Source organism: Buchnera aphidicola (Pemphigus populi) (assembly GCF_964058935.1).
Classification (GTDB): domain Bacteria; phylum Pseudomonadota; class Gammaproteobacteria; order Enterobacterales; family Enterobacteriaceae; genus Buchnera_C; species Buchnera_C aphidicola_D.
Window position 1 is genome coordinate 380,993 of record NZ_OZ060372.1, and the last position, 20,547, is coordinate 401,539.

15 protein-coding genes and 1 tRNA gene are annotated in these 20,547 nt (G+C 25.1%); 4 read left to right on the forward strand and 12 right to left on the reverse strand.

Annotated features, from left to right (window positions below; genetic code table 11):
* Nucleotides 1-1,088 precede the first annotated feature (1,088 nt).
* Nucleotides 1,089-1,484, forward strand: a complete 396-nt coding sequence (locus tag AB4W65_RS01590; protein WP_367673422.1) for a Rid family detoxifying hydrolase — start codon at nucleotides 1,089-1,091, stop codon at nucleotides 1,482-1,484.
* A 119-nt stretch (nucleotides 1,485-1,603) separates the two neighbouring features.
* Here the strand turns inward: AB4W65_RS01590 and AB4W65_RS01595 are convergent, their stop codons facing one another.
* The 12 genes from AB4W65_RS01595 to greA all read right to left on the reverse strand — a co-directional run bounded on the left by AB4W65_RS01595 (nucleotide 1,604) and on the right by greA (nucleotide 17,738).
* Entirely contained in the window at nucleotides 1,604-3,403 is a 1,800-nt protein-coding gene (locus AB4W65_RS01595) for a DEAD/DEAH family ATP-dependent RNA helicase (protein WP_367673423.1), read from the reverse strand.
* A 378-nt stretch (nucleotides 3,404-3,781) separates the two neighbouring features.
* Nucleotides 3,782-5,863 (reverse strand): polyribonucleotide nucleotidyltransferase, encoded by a 2,082-nt coding sequence (gene pnp / locus AB4W65_RS01600; RefSeq protein WP_367673424.1) that lies wholly within the window; start codon nucleotides 5,861-5,863, stop codon nucleotides 3,782-3,784.
* Between the two features lie 203 nt (nucleotides 5,864-6,066).
* Nucleotides 6,067-6,336 carry a 30S ribosomal protein S15 gene (gene rpsO, locus AB4W65_RS01605; RefSeq protein WP_367673425.1) on the reverse strand — a complete coding sequence of 90 codons (270 nt, stop codon included), beginning with the start codon at nucleotides 6,334-6,336 and terminating at the stop codon, nucleotides 6,067-6,069.
* A 74-nt stretch (nucleotides 6,337-6,410) separates the two neighbouring features.
* Nucleotides 6,411-7,328 carry a tRNA pseudouridine(55) synthase TruB gene (gene truB, locus AB4W65_RS01610; RefSeq protein WP_367673426.1) on the reverse strand — a complete coding sequence of 306 codons (918 nt, stop codon included), beginning with the start codon at nucleotides 7,326-7,328 and terminating at the stop codon, nucleotides 6,411-6,413.
* A gap of 3 nt (nucleotides 7,329-7,331) precedes the next feature.
* Nucleotides 7,332-7,733, reverse strand: a complete 402-nt coding sequence (rbfA, locus tag AB4W65_RS01615; RefSeq protein ID WP_367673427.1) for a 30S ribosome-binding factor RbfA — start codon at nucleotides 7,731-7,733, stop codon at nucleotides 7,332-7,334.
* 48 nt (nucleotides 7,734-7,781) lie between these two features.
* Nucleotides 7,782-10,427, reverse strand: a complete 2,646-nt coding sequence (gene infB, locus AB4W65_RS01620; protein ID WP_367673829.1) for a translation initiation factor IF-2 — start codon at nucleotides 10,425-10,427, stop codon at nucleotides 7,782-7,784.
* A 17-nt stretch (nucleotides 10,428-10,444) separates the two neighbouring features.
* A complete protein-coding gene (nusA, locus tag AB4W65_RS01625) occupies nucleotides 10,445-11,932 on the reverse strand; it encodes a transcription termination factor NusA (protein WP_367673428.1) in 1,488 nt (495 codons plus the stop codon).
* A 391-nt stretch (nucleotides 11,933-12,323) separates the two neighbouring features.
* Nucleotides 12,324-12,412, reverse strand: a tRNA-Leu gene (locus tag AB4W65_RS01630).
* Nucleotides 12,413-12,514: 102 nt separating this feature from the next.
* Complete coding sequence (gene secG / locus AB4W65_RS01635; protein WP_367673429.1) at nucleotides 12,515-12,775, reverse strand: preprotein translocase subunit SecG; 261 nt, start codon at nucleotides 12,773-12,775, stop codon at nucleotides 12,515-12,517.
* A gap of 1,694 nt (nucleotides 12,776-14,469) precedes the next feature.
* A complete protein-coding gene (gene ftsH / locus AB4W65_RS01640) occupies nucleotides 14,470-16,305 on the reverse strand; it encodes an ATP-dependent zinc metalloprotease FtsH (RefSeq protein ID WP_367673430.1) in 1,836 nt (611 codons plus the stop codon).
* A 60-nt stretch (nucleotides 16,306-16,365) separates the two neighbouring features.
* Nucleotides 16,366-16,971, reverse strand: a complete 606-nt coding sequence (rlmE, locus tag AB4W65_RS01645; RefSeq protein WP_367673431.1) for a 23S rRNA (uridine(2552)-2'-O)-methyltransferase RlmE — start codon at nucleotides 16,969-16,971, stop codon at nucleotides 16,366-16,368.
* Between the two features lie 287 nt (nucleotides 16,972-17,258).
* Entirely contained in the window at nucleotides 17,259-17,738 is a 480-nt protein-coding gene (greA, locus tag AB4W65_RS01650) for a transcription elongation factor GreA (RefSeq protein ID WP_367673432.1), read from the reverse strand.
* Between the two features lie 574 nt (nucleotides 17,739-18,312).
* Between greA and AB4W65_RS01655 the strand changes: the two genes are divergently transcribed.
* From AB4W65_RS01655 to rpmA, 3 genes are all read left to right on the forward strand, one after another.
* On the forward strand, nucleotides 18,313-18,561 hold the full coding sequence (locus tag AB4W65_RS01655) for a BolA family protein (RefSeq protein ID WP_367673433.1): 249 nt from the start codon (nucleotides 18,313-18,315) through the stop codon (nucleotides 18,559-18,561).
* Between the two features lie 1,334 nt (nucleotides 18,562-19,895).
* Nucleotides 19,896-20,210 carry a 50S ribosomal protein L21 gene (gene rplU / locus AB4W65_RS01660; protein WP_367673434.1) on the forward strand — a complete coding sequence of 105 codons (315 nt, stop codon included), beginning with the start codon at nucleotides 19,896-19,898 and terminating at the stop codon, nucleotides 20,208-20,210.
* A 14-nt stretch (nucleotides 20,211-20,224) separates the two neighbouring features.
* Nucleotides 20,225-20,479, forward strand: coding sequence for a 50S ribosomal protein L27 (gene rpmA, locus AB4W65_RS01665; RefSeq protein ID WP_367673435.1), 255 nt, complete (start codon nucleotides 20,225-20,227; stop codon nucleotides 20,477-20,479).
* Nucleotides 20,480-20,547 lie beyond the last annotated feature (68 nt).

Here is a 20,547-nt window from a genome sequence, read left to right on the forward strand (position 1 = left end):
AAATTTTTTTGGTATTATAAATATAAGAAAAATTTTGACAACTTAAGGGCATAATAAATAATATAAAAAAATAAACTATATTCGTAATATCATAAAAATAAAAATTCACTATAACAATATTTTATAAAAATAAATTCCAATTTAATTATACACTAATTTTATTACTATAAAAATATTTGGAAATATTTTTTAAAAAATTACTTAATATCATTAAGTAACATACTTGATTTTTATTAGTAATAAAATGTCAATAAAATATTGATAAATAAAATAATCATATTTAAAAAGAACTGTCTTGATAAATCATTTATATAATAAATATAGGATCAAACTAAATTTTATTAATTAATACATGATTAAAAAAATATATTTTATTTAATATTTGATACAATATTAACTACTAATTCCTTACTATATTTTATGTACAATATAAAGATATATGATGTATTGATTGATATCATGTTGATAGAAACTGCAAAATAAACATTACTCTTAATTTTTATATCTTAAAAAAATAAAAAAATAAAATTAATGTCAAATTATTAGAATGATTATAATATAAAATTTTATGTAATAAAATTAAATGTATATTCTAGTAAACAATATTAATATTTTTACAGTGTAAATATACTATTTCTTATGAAAAATAATATATACTGAGATATAGATTTATATTTAAAATAGATATATATATTTTATATATATTTTATACTATAATTTCCAATATTCAATTAATATTTAGTAAGAATATAATACTAAATATACAATTTAAAAACATATAAGAACCTATATCCAACGATATACATACTCTATATAGGTAATCAACAATATTAACAAACTTAGTTATCAAAACTAACTATAGTAGTTATATGCTATCTCTATCATTTTTATGTTATAAAAAATATAAAAATAATTTTATACTAATAAACATTCATGTTAATAAAATTAATAGATTAATTACTATGAAATAAATATCAATCAATAAAATTGATTCCATATTTTATATATACAAAAGTAGACAAACCTAAAATAACGTATTATATTTCTTTTAAATATGAGATATTAGCAAAATAAAATTAAGGATAAATATGTTAATTCCAATTAATACTAAAAAAGCTCCTCAACCAATAGGACCATATTCTCAAGCTATTAAAATAGGAAGATTACTTATTTTATCAGGACAAATACCTATAGATGTAAAATGCGAAAAAATAACAAATGATATTACTCAACAAACAATAATAACTTTAAAAAATATCAAATCAATAATAGAAGCTGCTAATTTAACAATAAAAAATATCATCAAAACAACAATTTTTTTAACTAATATGAATGACTTAAATACTGTAAATAAAGTTTATAAAAATTTTTTTTTAACTCACCAACAAGTTATATTTCCAGCTAGATCATGCGTACAAGTATCAGCGCTACCTAACAATGTAAAGATTGAAATAGAAGCTTTAGTGCTAGAAAATACAGTATAATGCAGTTATACTAAATAATAGTTATTAATCTGTAAAAAATATTTACATATATTTAATTAAAATTAATTTTGTTTTAAAAAATATGCCACAAAGTGGCATAAATAAAATTTAAATATTAATTAAACATGACGACGACGAGAGGTGGTAAAGTTTTTATTGTCTCGACGAATTCCTCTAGAATTTTGATAATGTTCATTGCATCTACGCGTATCTGAACGATCGCTAGTTCGTGTATTTTTTTTATTGAAAGAACCATAATTATTACGACACAATAGTTTTAAATTAATATTTTTATTGAGAATACGAGTACGCATTAAACGTTTTAATAAATCTTGAGACATCCCATAAGGTAATTCAATCATAGAATAAGAAGCAAAAAGTTTTATATTACCAATCTGACGACTGCTAATATTACCTTCATTAGCAATAGCACCTACTATATGTCGTACCTCTACTCCATCGTCACGACCTACATCAATTCGATATAAATCAAGGTCTTTAACCATATCCCCTCGACGTTCACGACGTACTTTATTAATTTTAACATCATTGTACTGACGATTTTCATAAGCATTCAAGATATTATGTTTTCGTATTTGAATATCTGGTTTAATAATTAAAGGTCGTTCTCCTTGAGCCATTTTTAATAACGCTGCTGCTAAATTTTCCATGTCTAATTTTTTTTCTGGTTGTATTTTAGATAACAAAGCGCGATAATCATTTAAATCTTTACTTTCTAATTGTTGCTCTACTATTTTAGAAAATTTCTCAAGGCGACGTTGGCTTAATAATTCTGCTTTGGGTAACATTACTTCTTTTATACTTAATTTTATTATACGTTCTATGTTTCTTAATAAACGACGTTCTCTGTGTTCAACAAATAATAATGCTTTACCAGCTCTACCCGCCCTACCGGTACGACCGATTCTATGAACATACGATTCGGCATCCATCGGAATATCATAATTAATTACAAAACTGATACGGTCTACGTCTAATCCACGAGCTGCAACATCAGTAGCTATTAAAATATCTAAACGTCCATTTTTTAATCTTTCTAACGTTTGTTCACGAAGAGATTGATTCATATCTCCATTTAATGCAGCACTATTATATCCATTTCTTTCTAAAGCTTCTGATACTTCCAAAGTTGCATTTTTGGTTCTTACAAAAATAATAGTTGCAGAAAAATCTTCTACCTCTAAAAAACGTATTAAAGCATCTGTTTTACGACCATATACCATCCAATAACTTTGTTTAATATCAGGACGAGTAGTAACATTAGATTGAATACGTACTTCTTGAGGTTCTTTCATAAATCTACGTGAAATACGACGAATAACATCGGGCATAGTAGCAGAAAATAATGCCGTTTGATGACATGCTGGAATTTCAGCCATTATGGTTTCTACATCTTCTATAAATCCCATTCGTAACATTTCATCAGCTTCATCTAAGACTAATCCATGTAAATTAGAAAGATTTAAAGTTCCTCTTTTTAAATGATCTAATAAACGACCTGGGGTGCCTACAACGATTTGAGGCCCTTGACGAAGTGCCCTTAATTGTAATTCATATCTTTGTCCACCGTATAGTGCCAATACTTGTATACCAGGTATATATTTTGAAAAACCTGAAAAAGCTTTAGCGACTTGAACAGCTAATTCTCTAGTCGGAGCTAAAACTAAAATTTGAGGAGCTTTTAAAGCTAATTTAATATTATTTAGTAAAGGTAACGAAAAAGCAGCGGTTTTTCCACTACCTGTTTGGGCCATCCCTAATACATCTTTACCTAGTAATAAATGAGGAATGCAAGCTAATTGAATAGGAGAAGGTTTTACATATCCCATTTCATTTAATGCTTGAATTATTTGAGAATTTAAACCAAGAGCAAAAAATGTAGTTTCAGTGTGATTCATGTAGTACATGTACCTCTTAAGTGACAAATACTAGTTAATACAATTTATAATAAAAAATTATTTTATTAAAAAGTATAAACTGTATAAAATAAAATAATAAAAATAAAAAAATATTTCTATTACATAAAAAATGGGGAATAAATGTAAATAAAATCTTCTATCTTTAAAAAAGATCATATTATTATACATTATCTATAACATAGAAAAGTTTATTTAATATCATAAAAAGTAAATTTAATTTAATTTTTTAGTAAAAAATAAGTTTATATTATTATTAAAAATAATAGAATAATTTTAAATAAAAAACACTATTTTCATATATAAAAATTATATATAAATATTTTAAATATAAAAATTTTTATTTTTATTAATAAACAGTTATTCTGCAGCTTTAATGCTAAGCCGTAAACGCCCTTGTCGATCTATTTCTAAAACTTTTACAGATACAATTTGATCAATCTTAAGATAATTCGTTACTTTTTCTACTCTTTTGTTAGATATTTGAGAAATATGTACTAAGCCTTCTTTCCCTATACCAATAGAAATAAAAGCGCCAAAATCAACAATTCGTGTAACTTTACCAATATAAATTTTACCTACTTCAATCTCCGCAGTAATTTCTTCAATTCTACGAATAGCATTCATGGCTTTTTCTTTAACAATTGCAGAAATTTTAACTGTACCATCATCTTCAATTTCAATAGTAGTACCTGTTTCTTCAGTTAACATACGAATAACAGATCCTCCTTTACCTATAACATCTTTTATTTTTTCTGGATTTATTTTTATTTTATGTATACGAGGAGCAAATTCGGAAATATCAGTACGAGGAATTCTTAATGCTTTTTCCATAACTTGTAAAATATGCAAACGAGCACTTTTCGCTTGATTTAATGCTAATTTCATTATATTACTGGTAATTCCCTCAATCTTAATATCCATTTGTAATGCTGTAATACCTTCTTTGGTTCCTGCAACTTTAAAATCCATATCACCAAGATAATCTTCATCTCCTAATATATCAGATAATATTACATATTTATCACCTTCTTTCACTAACCCCATCGCAATACCAGCAATTGCTGCACTAATAGGAACACCTGCATCCATTAAAGCTAATGATGCTCCACAAACAGACGCCATAGAAGAAGATCCATTAGACTCAGTAACTTCAGATACTATTCTTATAGTATAAGGAAAATCTTCTACCTTAGGCATAACTGCTAACATACTTCGTTTTGCAAGTCTACCATGACCTATTTCACGTCTTTTGGGGGAACCAACTATCCCTATTTCACCCACAGAATAAGGAGGAAAATTATAATGAAAAATAAAATTATCGGTTCTATCTCCCAATAAATCATCCAAACTTTGAGCATCTCGAGATGTTCCCAAAGTAGTAGATACTAATACTTGTGTTTCACCTCGGGTGAACAAAGCAGAACCATGTGTACGAGGTAAAATTCCAGTCCTTACATCTAAAGCACGAATCATATCATTTTCTCTTCCATCAATACGTAATTCTCCATTTAAAATACGATTACGTACAATATTTCTTTCAATATCATAAAGAATATATTCAATTTCTGATTCGTCTGACGTAATATTTTCATTAATCAATCGTTCCATTATACTACTTTTAATTAATTTAAGCTTTTCGAATCTTTCTTTTTTTGCAATAATTTTATAAGCGCTGCTAATTTCTTCCTTGTATAATTCTAAAATATAAAAATTTAAATGATTACTTATTGGTAATAAATTTATATTCCATTCAGATTTACCATATTCATCTGAAAAAGATCGAATATTGTCAATTACTACTTTTTGATTTTTATGAGCAAATAAAATAGCATTAAGAATCTTATCTTCACTTAATACATTAGCTTCTGCTTCAACCATGAGAACAGCAGTCTCTGTACCGGAAACAATTAAATCTAAATGACTTGATTTTAATTCTTCTACGGTAGGATTCAAAATATATTTATTATTAATATAACCTACTCTGGCTGCACCAATAGGGCCACTAAAAGGAATACCAGACAAACTTAATGCTGCTGACGCTCCAATAATAGATACAATATCTGGATTTACTTGAGGATTAACAGAGACTACAGTAGCTATTATTTGAATTTCATTCAAAAATGTTTTTGGAAATAAAGGACGAATAGGACGATCTATCAATCTTGCTATCAATATTTCATTTTCACTAGGACGCCCTTCTCTACGGAAAAATCCTCCTGGAATTCTTCCTGCAGCATAAGTTCTTTCTTGGTAATTAACGGTTAAAGGGAAAAATCTCTGTCCTAATTTTGATATTTTTTCACCAACGATAGTAACAAATACAGCAGTATCATCCATGCTAACCATTACAGCAGAAGTAGCTTGTCGTGCCATTATGCCAGTTTCTAAAGTAACAGTATGCCTACCATACTGAAATTTACGAACAATCGGATTTAACAAAATAACATCCTTAATATATAAATTTTAATGATACATGTAATCTAATATATATGATTACATTATATATTGCTGTGAATATATGTTTTTATAATTTTTTATAGACTAAAAGGGCTAATTCAGCCCTTTAAAAAATATGAATCTCTTATAAATCTTATATTATTGATACGAAAAAATTAGTTTATTGAGACGGATATCTTTACTTTCTAACGACGTAGTTGTAAAAATTCAATAATTTTATTGTAACGAATCATATTCTTTCTTTTTAAATAATTTAATAATTTTCGACGTTTAGAAACCATTTTTAATAAACCACGTCTTCCAGAGTGGTCTTTCTTATGTATTAAGAAATGATTTTGTAAATAATTTATTTGAGAAGTTAGTAAAGCTACTTGCACTTCAGATGTACCACTATCTTTATCATTCAATCCATATTTTTTAAATATTTTTTTCTTTTCTATCTCATCAAGAGACATTTTATTCTCCATATTTTAAAGTGAATTAGTATTGTAATGAACTTATATTTATTACTATGATTAATTTCTATCCGTTACTTGTAATTAGATAATAGACGTCTTGGTTTTATATGACCTTGATTATCACTTTCACCTAATCCAATAAATTTTTTCCCTTCCATTACCCGCACAAATTGACTCTTATGAAAATAAGAAATTTTAATCATTTTTCCCGTTCTAAAATAAGATGCAGATCTACTGGAAATTATGACTTCTGGAAAAGACGCAATAGGAGAATCAATAGGCATTAAAAAATCATATATATTTTCTTTCAAAAAAAAATTATTAATTTTTACTAGAGAATATAATTTATTTAAAGTAATCATTTTATTTATTGGATAACTTCCAACCTGTAAACGACGCAATAATATTACATGAGCACCACAACCTAATATTTCTCCTAAATCATTAATAATAGTACGAATATAAGTACCTTTAGAACATTTTATTTCTAGTTCAAAAAAATTTTTTCTTCTTTCAATACATATCAATTGATGTATAACCGCCGTTCGATTAATACGAGGTGTCTTAATTCCTTTTCTTGCATATTTGTAAGATGGTATTCCTTTATATTTGATAGCAGAATATATAGGAGGTACTTGTTTAATGTTACCTTGAAACTGTTTTAATGCTTTACTAAATTCATCATCAGTAAAATTTATCAAACGATTTTTTATTATTTCTCCATCTGAATCGTATGTTGTAGTTGATTCACCTAATTTTGCAATAACTCTATAATGTTTACCAGAATTAATAGAATATTGTGCAAATTTAGTAGCTTCACCAAAACAAATTGGTAACATGCCTGTAGCAAGGGGATCTAAAGTACCTGTATGACCAGCTTTTTTAATACCAAGAAAATTTTTTATTTTCTGTAATACGTTATTAGAAGACAAACCAGACGGTTTATCTATTAATAATACACCATGAATACTATTAAATTTGGGAAACAATATTTATCTTCCTTTCTTATAGTCAATAGTATTATTATGTATTTTTTCTTTTTTTATTTCATTAGAAATAATATTAGATATTTTAATACCATTAATAAATGAGTTATCATAAATAAAAAACAATTTTGGTATAATACGTAAATTTATTTTCTTCCTCAATAATGTTCTAATAAAACCAGTAGCATTGTTTAAAACTTTAATAGTTTCGATGATAACTAGTTTATCTTCATTTTCTAATAAAGTAATAAAAACTTTAGCGTAACTGCAATCAGTAGATAAAAGAACTTCAGATATTGTTATCATCTTATTTAAACGAGGATCTCTTAATGAATATTGAATAATAAATGATAATATTTTTTTTAATTCCTGGGCTACTCTATGAGCACGGCTAACTGCATGTAACATAAAAAAATTCTCTAAATATAATTTATAAGAAATAAATTTATTGATATATCAATGGTTAATTTCAATACTACGTTGATGTTCTGTAACTTCGAATACTTCTATGATATCTCCAATACGAATATCGTGATAATTTTTTATACCAATACCGCATTCCATTCCATTTCTAATTTCATTTACATCTTCTTTAAAACGACGCAGTGATTCTAATTCCCCTTCATATATTACTATATTATTTCTTAATATACGTACAGGGTTATTCCTTTTTATAACACCTTCAGTTACCATACAACCAGCAATAGCAGAAAATTTTGGTGATTGAAATACATTCCTAACCATCGCTAATCCAATAATTTCTTGTTTATATTCAGGAGATAAAAGACCCAACATAGCTGTTTTTACTTCATCAATTAACTTATAAATTATCGAATAGTAACGCACATCTATATTTTCTGATATAATCATACGTTTAGCAGAAGTATCCGCTCTAACGTTGAATCCTACAATAATAGCACTAGAAGCTACTGCTAAAGAAACATCTGTTTCAGTAATTCCTCCTACACCTGATCCTACTATGTTAATTGTTACTTCATTACTAGATAATTTAATTAAAGAATCGGAAATAGCTTCTAAAGAACCCTGAACATCAGATTTTAAGACGATATTCAATACAGAGCTGTCACCCGATTCTATATGATCAAAGATGTTTTCTAACTTGATCTTTTTCTTTTTAGACAATTGAATTTCACGAAATTTACCTTGTCGATAAAAAGCCACTTCACGAGCTTTTTTTTCATTATTCACTACGTTAAATATATCACCAACCTCTGGCAATCTAGATAATCCCAATATTTGTACTGGAATAGAAGGACCTGCTTCTATAATATTGTTATTACTTTCATTTCTCATCGCTCGAACTTTACCATGTGCACAACCGCACAGCAGAATATCTCCTTTTCTTAATGTTCCTTCACGAATTAATACCGTTGCAATAGGACCCCGTCCTTTATCAAGAAAAGACTCAATTACAATTCCGCTGGCCATTCCACTAAACACCACTTTTAAATCTAATATTTCTGCTTGCAATAAAATTGCATCAAGTAAATTTTTAATACCATATCCTGACTTAGCAGAAATTTTAACAAATATATTTTCTCCCCCCCATTCTTCAGAAACAATAGAATGTTTTATTAATTCTTTATTTAATGGATCAAGTGAACCTTCTATCTTATCAATTTTATTAATGGCAACAATGATGGGAACTTTAGCAGCATTTGCATGCTGTATAGATTCTATGGTTTGAGGCATAACACCATCATCAGCGGCAACAACTAAAACAACTATGTCGGTAATTTTAGCTCCTCTTGCTCTCATCGCGGTAAAAGCAGCATGCCCAGGTGTATCTAAAAATGTAATGATACCATTTTTTGTTTGTACATAATATGCACCTATATGTTGAGTAATACCACCGACTTCTTTAGATGCTGTTTGAGTTAATCGTATATAATCTAGTAATGACGTTTTACCATGATCAACATGACCCATAATAGTTACAACTGGTGGTCGTGATTCCATTATCCCACAATTCTTTTTTCTATCTTGCATTAATAATTCTTCTGCTTGATTATCACGATGTATGGTGACTTTATGACCCATTTCTTCAGCCACCAATTGAGCTGTTTCCTGATCTATAACTTGATTTATTGTAATCATTAAACCTAAATTCATCATTCTTTTAATAACTTCAGAACTTTTTACTGCCATTTTATTTGCTAATTCAGATACAGTTAATGCATCACCTATTATAATATCTCTATTGATAGTCAAAAGTGGTTTTTTAAAAGATTGTTGTAATATGCTAGATTTATTTTTTTGTTTACTATATTTTATAGTACGAATTTCTGATTGTATTTCTTCACGATTTTTTTTAGATTCTAAGTTTTTATTATTTTTCTTATAACGAGTATTTCTAATCTTTTTATTTCTAATACGACGACTAATTTCTACTGCTCTATCGTTATCATCTTCAGCTTGACGAGCATGTAAGAACGTAGTTAAATGATAATCTTCTTTTATATTTTTTTTACTTATTTGGTTATGCGATCTATCTTTAAATATTTTTTTTTCTTCTATGGAAGAATTTCGTCTATCTATATTTTTTTTTGTATTTTTCACTTTATAATCACGATTATTTTTTTCAACTCTTTTAGAAGTAATTAATTTATCACCTAACATATTAGATGTACTATTATTAATTACTTCACGTGTGTTTTTATTAATTATTTTTTTTTTATTTTCTTCTTTAATATTAATCATAATTTTTTTTCTACTATTAATAATTATAGTCTCCTTTTCCTTTTTAGTATCATTCATGCTAATTTTATTAAAACAAAACTTATCTTTTTCTACATTATTTTTAAAATAAGTGTGATTTTTTCTTATTTCAATTCTAACTAATTTATTTTTCCCTCCAGTACTGGAAACATTTAAAAAGCTACATGTTTTTCTCTTTAAAATTAATGATTCTTGAAAAAAATTCTTTTCTTTACGTAAATAACTTAATAAAACGGTTGTTTCTTCTTGAGTTATTAAATCGCTAATGCTTTTTGATATACCTATTTTATAAAAAATATCAATTATTTTTTTTATCGGAATATTTAATTCTTTTGCTAATGATTTTATACTTACATCTGTCATTCCATTCCTTCCTGTTATTAACTTTTGCTTCCAAACCAACAAATATTACGTGCTGCCATGATTAACGCACCTGCTTTATCAGTATCTAAACCTTCAATATCAATAAGGTCATCAACCCCTTGATTGGCTAATTCTTCTAAAGAAGATATATTTATATTGGCTAACTTGATGGCTAAAGATCGATCCATTCCATGTAAATTCAATAACTCTTCTTTAATACTAATTGATTCAAATTTTTCTTTTTTTTCTAATTCCTGTATATTTAAAGCATTTTTTGCATTCTGTCTAATAATTTGAGCTAAATCTTTATCAATTCCAGGAATGGACAATAATTCATTAAAAGGAACATAAGCTATTTCTTCTAAAGAAGAAAAACCTGTTTCAATTAAAATATTAATAATATTTTTACTAACACTTAAATGATTACTGAATACACTTTTAATCAAATGTGATTCTTCTTTATATTTTGATTTTAAATCATCCACTGTCATTACATTTAATTCCCATCCACTTAACTGGGAAGCTAATCGCACATTTTGACCATTTCTACCAATAGCTTGAGCTAAATTAGCAGTTTCTACGGCAACATCCATAGTATGACGATCCTCATCCATAATGATAGAAGATACATCCGCTGGAGCCATAGCATTAATTACAAATTGCGCTGGATTACTATCCCATAAAACAACATCAATTCTTTCCCCACATAATTCACTAGATACCGCTTGAACTCGCGCACCCCTCATTCCAACACATGCTCCCACGGGATCTATTCGTTTATCATTCGTTTTTACCGCAATCTTCGCTCTTGAACCTGGATCACGAGCTGCAGCTTTAATTTCAATGATTTCTTCTCCAATTTCAGGAACTTCAATACGAAATAATTCAATTAACATTTCTGATTTAGACCTAGTCATAAACAATTGAGCTCCACGAGCTTCAGGATGAATAGCGTAAAGAACTCCTCTGATACGATCACTTAATCTAAAATTTTCTCTTGGTAACATATCTTCTTTCATAATTAATGCTTCAGCATTGTTTTCTAAATCTAAAATAATATTATCTCTATTTATCTTTTTTACAATTCCAGTAATGATATTACCCTTATATTCTTGAAATTGTTCCACTATCATAGCACGTTCAGCTTCTCTTACTTTTTGAACAATAACCTGTTTTGCTGTTTGAGTAGCAATTCTATCGAAAGTAACAGACTGAATTACATCTTCTACATAATCGTTTAGTTGTATTGTATTATTTTCTAAACGAGCCGCTTCTAATGTAATCTCCCTTGTTGGTTGAGTAACTTGCGATACCACGATCCAACGTCTAAATATGTAAAAATTTCCATTTTTGCGATTAATTTTTACTCGTATATCTATTTCTTGATCATGTTTTTTTTTTGTTGCCGTAGCTAACGCACATTCTAAAGCTTCAAATATTTTTTCACGTGGTAAAGATTTTTCATTAGAAACAGATTCCACAACAGCTAAAATTTCTTTATTCACCTTAATTAGCCTCGATTCTAAATTGAAAAAATAAAGCTAAGTTTATTTTTTTAAAATTACTAAAAAACACTTTTTATACCACCAATATTAATGTTTTAACATCTTATCCAATGATATTTTTTTAAAAAAACTATTTAATATAATTTTTATATGCTGATATAATATAAATTATATTTTTTTTGAATTTGTAAAAAATAATAAGAAAACAATTTTTAAAAAAAATAAATATTTTTAATAATAAAAAACCCCGAATAGTCGGGGAAGATGATGCTTATCATATAATCAATATTATTATTAATAATAAAAAATATATCTTTATTTTAAATAATATTAAAAAAATGAAAATAAAACCACTATATAGTAAATAAAATATTAATTATTTAATGATCTATACCGAGGACGGGACTTGAACCCGTATATCTTGGATAAAAAGATACTACTACCTCAAAGTAGCGTGTCTACCAATTTCACCACCTCGGCTTAATTCTTAATTAATATTGTTCTAAATTGAAAAAATATTACAGATAAAAAATTAATTATAATCTACTATAAGAAAATATATTCTTTTAATTTTTAAATTTATTAATCATCCAGTATACTACTTGCATTAATCTTATTATTATTAATATGAATATTAGATAATGCTAAACTAGTAATAAAAAATATAATTGCAAAAAAAATAGTAATATAAGTAATACATTTATTACGATTAGAATGAGTCAATAATTTTTCAGAACTGGCAATAGAACTAGATGAATCTATATTATTACCTTGTTGTACCATAATTAAAAAAATCAAAATAACTGATACGAAAAAAAATACGCTTAAAAAAAAATGATACATACGAAATAGATTCCTATTTTCATCACTATTGAAAAATTTTTTTGTATATAAACAAATTTAATAACAATATAAAATATATTTATATATTTTAAATTTTTTTATCGTATTGATAATGAATACCATATTTAAATACTACTTAGATATAAATAGATGTTATACTTTTTATAAAGTGAAATTAATATAATTTTTTAGTAAATTTTGCTGATCATACAATTTTAATTAATAATTTAGTTCTAAATGAATGTGATGTTATCATTTACTTACTGGTTAAAATTTTATTTTAGTCGTCTATATTTTTTAACTTTTTATTAGTATATAGATTTTTATCTTTTTAAATATATCAAAAAAATTACATAAATTTATTTAAATAAAAACAGAATAGTATTCTGTACGCAATTAACTAATTTTTTAAAATTTTTAATATAAAAAATATTTTTTTAATTTTTTCATTGTGCAATGTTAAATTGCAAAACATTTTCTCTTATGTTCAATGATTTTTATTATTTTTAAATATGAAATAATTCTTATTATAAATTTAAAAAATAAAATATACAGTTACTTTTTTTTAAAAACAGTAATCATATATAATATATGATACTTGATATAAAAAATTAAAATTATAAATTTACTTAAAACTTTTTAATAATATTCCTAAATACTCCATTATTAAACTAATCTATCATAATAACAATATTTAAAATATAAGATATGTCTTACTTATTTTAATAAGTACTAATTATTATTAAAATGAGTATTTTTATTAAACATTAAAACTAATTGATATTAGTCACATGAATTAATTGAAATTAGTGATAAAATATACTACACTCTGCAAATATTTTAGCTATCCTATTGTTTTTTAGTACTAATAAAATTGACTAATATTTTATATATATAAAATTTTCAACATCTGTATATTGACTTTTTTAGAAAAATATTTAAAATATACGTGATATAAAATCATATTTTATATTTTTTAACATTTATTATATTATTTTAATAATCTAAAATTAGTGATAAATTTTTTATTACTAATAATAACATAAAACTAATAATACGGGTATATTTTACAAATATAATTTTCTATTTCACTATCGTGATATAAACCATCTATAACCACATAATATAATAAAAAGTATACAAATAAGTACTATCTTTATATTTCTCTTATTCCCACACATTAAAAATACTTTCATTATTTCAAATATTGTTATTTAAATTAAACATCTAATTATTTAATGATTTTTATATCATTTTTTATTTAATTGACATTAAATCTTCGAAATATATAAAATATGATATAAAAATGATTTATTTGTTTTAATAAAAAATAATTTTTATATAAAAATTAAAAATTAAATACTACTAAAAAATTTAAAATATTAGTCAATGATAATATTGATAAAACAATCACTTTTAAAACAACTATCTCCTATAAAATAAAGAGATAGTCGTATATTATTGTAATAACAAGAAATAATAATTTTATATCTAAAATTTATTCAATTTAAACACGGGAATATTTATTGGATTTATATCTATTTTTTATTTTTTAAAAAAATAGATATAAAATTTACAATACTCTTAAATTATTTTCCTATTTTTATTAACTTAAAATAATACTAAATATTTCTATGAACCAATATATTTCTACAATCCTTTGAAAGTTAAAATATAAAAATATTTTACTTCATTTAATTAATAGAAGAATGATCTTTCCAATCTATTGGTTTGCGAACCTCTTTTCTAGCCATTAAATCATCAATTTGTAAAGAATCAATTGTTTCATATTTCATCAATGCATCTTTCATAGCATGTAATATATCCATATTATTATTTAAAATACTCCTTGCTCGTTGATAGTTAAATTCTATTAATAATTTCACTTCTTCATCAATAATTCTAGCTGTTTTATCAGACATATGTTTTGCTTTAGCTACCGAACGACCTAAAAATATTTCATCATCTTCTTCGGCATATAATAAAGGTCCTAATTTATCCGAAAAACCCCATTGAGTAACCATATTTCTTGCTAAAGTAGTTGCGATTTTAATATCATTAAAAGCACCAGTAGACACATTTTTTTCACCATAAATAATTTCTTCAGCTAAACGACCACCATATAAAGTAGATATTTGACTTTCTAGCTTTTGACGACTGATACTGATAGTATCACTTTCCGGCAAAAAAAACGTCACTCCTAAAGCCCTACCTCTTGGAATAATTGTTACTTTATGAGCAGGATCATGTTCAGGTACTAATCTACCTACAATTACATGACCGGCTTCATGATAAGCTGTAGCTTGTTTTTGTGCATCCGTAATAACTAAAGACCGACGTTCAGAACCCATAATAATTTTATCTTTAGCTTTTTCAAATTCTGACATGGATACAGTATGCCGATTCATTCTAGCCGCAAACAAAGCTGCTTCATTGACTAAATTAGCTAAATCTGCACCAGAAAATCCAGGAGTGCTACGAGCAATAATCATTGCATCAACATCTTTATCTAACGGAACTTTACGCATGTGTACTTTAAGGATTTGATCTCTTCCTCTGACATCAGGTAAAGCAACTACTATTTGTCTATCAAAGCGACCGGGTCGCAATAAAGCAGGATCTAAAACATCAGGACGATTTGTAGCAGCTATTAAAATAATCCCTTCATTCCCTTCAAATCCGTCCATTTCTACTAACATCTGATTTAATGTTTGTTCTCTTTCATCATGTCCACCACCAACACCGGTACCTCTTTGCCTACCTACTGCATCAATTTCATCAATAAATATTATACATGGAGCAGATTTTCTAGAATGTTCAAACATATCACGTACCCGTGATGCTCCTACTCCAACAAACATTTCAACAAAATCAGATCCAGAAATAGTAAAAAAAGGAACTTTAGCTTCTCCAGCTATCGCTTTTGCAAGCAATGTTTTTCCTGTGCCCGGAGGACCTACCATTAAAATTCCTTTTGGAATTTTACCACCTAATTTCTGAAAACGACTAGGTTCTCTTAAATATTCGACCAATTCACCAACTTCTTCCTTAGCTTCATCACAACCAGCTACATCAGAAAAAGTAATCTTAATTTCATCTTCAGATAGCATACGAGCTTTACTTTTACCAAACGACATGGCTCCCTTACCACCACCAAGATGCATTTGACGCATAAAAAAAATCCAAACCCCTATTAATAAAAACATCGGAAACCAAGAGATAAAAATAGATGTTATCAAACTTGTTTCTTCAGGAGCTTCTCCTACTACTTTAATATTTTTTACCAAAAGATTATCAAGTAACTTAACATCATTAATTGGAAGATATGTTGTATATTTATTATTATTTTTTTTGACAACATTAATTTCGTGCCCATTTATATGCACTTCTCGGACCTGATCTTGGTTGACTTCTGATAAAAAAGTTGAATAATCTATTTTGCGAATATTTCCATCATCGGAATTAAAACTTTGAAATATAGACATGAATACTACTGCAATGACTAACCAAAGAATCAGATTTTTAACCATGTCACTCAAGGTATTAACCTCATTATTACAATAATATTTAAAAAACAGCATAAGAGATAATTATTTTTTCTTAGCTGCTACAATATACACTTCTCTAGAACTAGCTAGAGAAGAATTTGGTTTACGAATTTTTACTATTGAAAACAAATTATGAATTTTTTTTAAAAATGTATCAAATCCTTCTCCTTGAAATAATTTTAACAATAATGTTCCTCCTGACACTAATGTTATTTTAGATATGTTGAGAGCTAAATTACATAAAAAAATAGATTTAGGAATATCAATACAAGAATGTCCACTTATGTTAGGAGCCATATCAGACATTACTACACTAACAGAAGTTGATCTTACATGGTTCAATAGTTTATCAAAAATAATTTTCTCTCTGAAATCTCCTTGAATAAAATGTACATTTTTAATAGGCACCATAGGCAATATATCACATGCTATAATTTTACCATTTTCTCCTATCTTAGAAACAGCATATTCCGACCAACTACCAGGTGCTGATCCTAAATCTATCACAGTCATACCCAATTGAAAAATTTTATCAGAATTATTTAATTCTGCTAACTTAAATGTTGCTCTTGATCTAAATCCTTTTTTATGAGCTAATTTTACATATTTATCACAAAAATGATTATGCAACCAATTATTGGAATACATTGATTTTTTTTTTAATCATCAAAATTATATCCTAAAAATATAAAGGTTAAATTAACATATAATATTTACTAAAAATAAAAAACTATATATCCATACCGACATATTGTTTATATAAGCGATTATGCACGACAATATTATTATTAATAATAAACTGTTACCAAATTTATGTTAATTTTATTAAAATATTTCTGTATTTCAGAGTATTTATATAAGAAAAACATAAATATTGTTATATGATACGATCTCTAATTTTATGCAAGTATATTTTATGTTTAAAAATAAAAATATTAAATATAATCTATTTTTAATATTTTATACTTTATTACTCCACCTGGTGTTTTTATTACAGCCATATCTTTTATTTTTTTACCAAGTAATCCACGAACAATAGGGGAATTAATAGAAATTAATTTTTTTTTAAAATCAGCTTCATCGTCTCCAACAATACCATAAGTAAATACTTTTTTTGTATGTGTATTTAATATGGTTACGGTAACACCAAAAATTACTGTACCATTATTCGATATTTTAGTAACATCAATAATTTCAGCATTAGCAAGTTTAGATTCAATTTCTTGAATTCTTCCTTCACAAAATCCTTGCGCTTCTCTGGCAGAGTGATATTCCGCATTTTCCTTTAAATCACCATGAGACCTTGCGTCAGAGATATCAGAAATAATACGGGGACGTATAACTTCTTTCAATTCTTTTAATTCTTTACGCAGTTTATTTATACCAATTACCGTCATTGGAATCTTATTATTCATAATAACCTCATCAATAATAAATATTATTTATTATTTTTCTGACTATATTTTTTTAAAATAAAGAATATTAAACATACTAAATTAATCTAGTGTATTTTAAATACAAAATTATTTTCCTAAAAAATATTTTATATACATAAAAATTTGTAAATGAAAATTTATAAATAAAATATATTTTATAAAAAATGAAATTTATGCTATAATTTGTTAATTTTTTATAACTCCTAATTTTTTCTATCGTATTATTAAATAATAAAATAAATACCAATGTTAAAATAACCATTTTTATATAAAATAGTATTAAGTAAGATACTTAATTGATATACAATATCATATAAAAACATTATAATTTTTCATAAAATTGTATTTTTATACATAATTTATTTTTAAAATAAATTATATTACGTATATTTTATTTTTTATGCAGATCAAAATACAATTTTACTCGGTTAAAAAATATTTTTTATTTTGTAAATAAAATTTATACTTTACTAAAGAAACAATACTAATAATATATATATAAATATAGAATATTTTTTAAAAACATTTTTATTCAATTAAACTAAAATTAGTTATGTACAATAAAAAAATAGAAAATCTACTTATGAATACATTATCACTGAAAGAAATATATGTAAAAGGAGATAGCAATCTTATCAAGATTATCGCTATTGGAGAAATATTTACAGGAATGAGTGAAGTAAAAAGACAACAATCTATTTATACACCTTTAATATCATATATTTTAGAAAAAAAAATTCATGCTGTATCTATAAAGTCTTATTCTCCTAAAGAATGGAATAAAAAAAAATCACACTTATAGTTCATAACTACATGAATAAATAGATTTGTATTACTGGAAATAATAATTATAAATGATCAATCATATATTAATATAATAAAATTAACTTTTTTTATATAAAAATAGTATTAAAAGATAAAATGATATTTTTAAAAAGACTTAATATAACTATTTTTTCTACGTTACTATATAATAGTATAATCAAAATAAAATAGATCAACATTAAAACATAGTTATAAATTTTTGATAAATTAAAAAGTAAAATTTTTATTGATAAATTTTCTACATATCTATTCTGGTTAAATAAAAAAGACAAGCATATCATGCTTAAATCAAATTAAAAATAAATCCATTACAATTACTGCAAAGACTGATATTATTGATCATAATTACCAATTTCTATTAAATTAATAATATCGGTACACCAGAAATCATTTACATTACTAATTAATCAATAAATACAGATCTAAAAAATAAAATATAAACCGAAAGTATCTCTATTTACATATTTGTAAAAATATTACAAATATTTCTTCCTACATTGTATCCAATGAAATTGGAATCAACAAATTTTTAAATTATTATTGATAATTTATATAATTAACGTTTTATAGCATAAAATGCATTTATCAAAATAGATTATTACTGTAAAAAATAAAATTAAATTAGTACTAAAAACTATATTTTCTTAAAAAATAAAAAGATTAGAATCTACCAATATTTATATACCTTTATCAAATATTGTAAAAATGAGTAAAAATATAATTCATGTTATTAAACATAATGGAATAACAGTATCAATACCGCCGATCAGAATATTATTAAAAATAAGTTTACATTTATTCTTTAATTCATAATAAAAAAATAAAAATAATAAATAAATCTATTCTTCACTTACAGTTAATAATATGTATAAAAAATAGAATATTTAATAATTTCTTAATAAAAGAAATTAAAATTAATAAATCCATGATTTATGTAAAAATTATACATCTATTAAAGAAAAATTATTAATATGAGTTATAAATCTTAAAAATATCATTGCTAAAAAATAATATAATTATCTACTTTAATTTTAAAATAGTTATTTTATATAAGCAAATACTATCTATATTTTTTATTTACAATACATTAATGCAATTAATATCAAAATATTAAGAAATAGAATTAAGATAATTTAATCTTTAAGTATATTTTAAAAATACTAATAAAATTTAATCACTTTTTATATAATGAATATTATTCAATATATCTATACTCTTTAATCCTAAAATATATTTATATTAATACTGCTCATTTAAAATTATCTATATTAATATCAACCTCTATATAAAAATCAACTATTGGAGTGATTTATGTACGCAGTATTCTTAAATGGCGGTAAACAACATCGAGTAAAAGAAGGACAAATAATAAGATTAGAAAAATTAGATTTAAAGATAGGACAAAGAATAGAATTCAAAAAAATATTAATGCTTTCGGATAAAGAAAATATTAAAATAGGAAAACCAATTTTATCAAAATGTTATATTGAAGCTTATATTGATAATCATGGAAAACATAAAAAAATAAAAATTATAAAATTTAATAGACGAAAACATTATAAAAAAACCCAAGGTCATAGACAAGCATTCACCGATGTAAAAATTAAAAAAATATTTAACAACTAAAAAGGTTTGAATTAATGGCTCATAAAAAAGCAGGTGGTTCTACACGAAATGGTCGAGATTCCCATTCCCAACGTTTGGGGGTAAAACATTTTGGAGGAGAATTGATATCTTCTGGTAGTATTATAGTTAAACAAAGAGGAACAAAATTTCATCCTGGTGATAATGTAGGTTGTGGTAAGGATCACACTCTATTTGCAACTAAAAATGGAATAGTAAAATTTGAAATTAAAGGTATAAAAAAGAGAAAATATGTCAGTATAATAAAATAAAAATAATAAAAATTAACTTTTTAAAATAAAAAAGATCTCTTTCTATATTAAGAGATCTTTTTACTTTC

Excerpts from the sequence above, each read along its gene's own strand:
- infB (WP_367673829.1), bottom strand. The coding sequence starts at position 10,427 with ATGACAGATGTAAGTATAAAATCATTAGCAAAAGAATTAAATATTCCG.
- greA (WP_367673432.1), bottom strand. The coding sequence starts at position 17,738 with ATGAATAATAAGATTCCAATGACGGTAATTGGTATAAATAAACTGCGT.
- secG (WP_367673429.1), bottom strand. The coding sequence starts at position 12,775 with ATGTATCATTTTTTTTTAAGCGTATTTTTTTTCGTATCAGTTATTTTG.
- rpsO (WP_367673425.1), bottom strand. The coding sequence starts at position 6,336 with ATGTCTCTTGATGAGATAGAAAAGAAAAAAATATTTAAAAAATATGGA.
- rplU (WP_367673434.1), top strand. The coding sequence starts at position 19,896 with ATGTACGCAGTATTCTTAAATGGCGGTAAACAACATCGAGTAAAAGAA.
- rbfA (WP_367673427.1), bottom strand. The coding sequence starts at position 7,733 with ATGTTACATGCAGTTAGCCGTGCTCATAGAGTAGCCCAGGAATTAAAA.
- rlmE (WP_367673431.1), bottom strand. The coding sequence starts at position 16,971 with ATGTATTCCAATAATTGGTTGCATAATCATTTTTGTGATAAATATGTA.
- ftsH (WP_367673430.1), bottom strand. The coding sequence starts at position 16,305 with ATGGTTAAAAATCTGATTCTTTGGTTAGTCATTGCAGTAGTATTCATG.
- AB4W65_RS01655 (WP_367673433.1), top strand. The coding sequence starts at position 18,313 with ATGTACAATAAAAAAATAGAAAATCTACTTATGAATACATTATCACTG.
- AB4W65_RS01595 (WP_367673423.1), bottom strand. The coding sequence starts at position 3,403 with ATGAATCACACTGAAACTACATTTTTTGCTCTTGGTTTAAATTCTCAA.
- rpmA (WP_367673435.1), top strand. The coding sequence starts at position 20,225 with ATGGCTCATAAAAAAGCAGGTGGTTCTACACGAAATGGTCGAGATTCC.
- AB4W65_RS01590 (WP_367673422.1), top strand. The coding sequence starts at position 1,089 with ATGTTAATTCCAATTAATACTAAAAAAGCTCCTCAACCAATAGGACCA.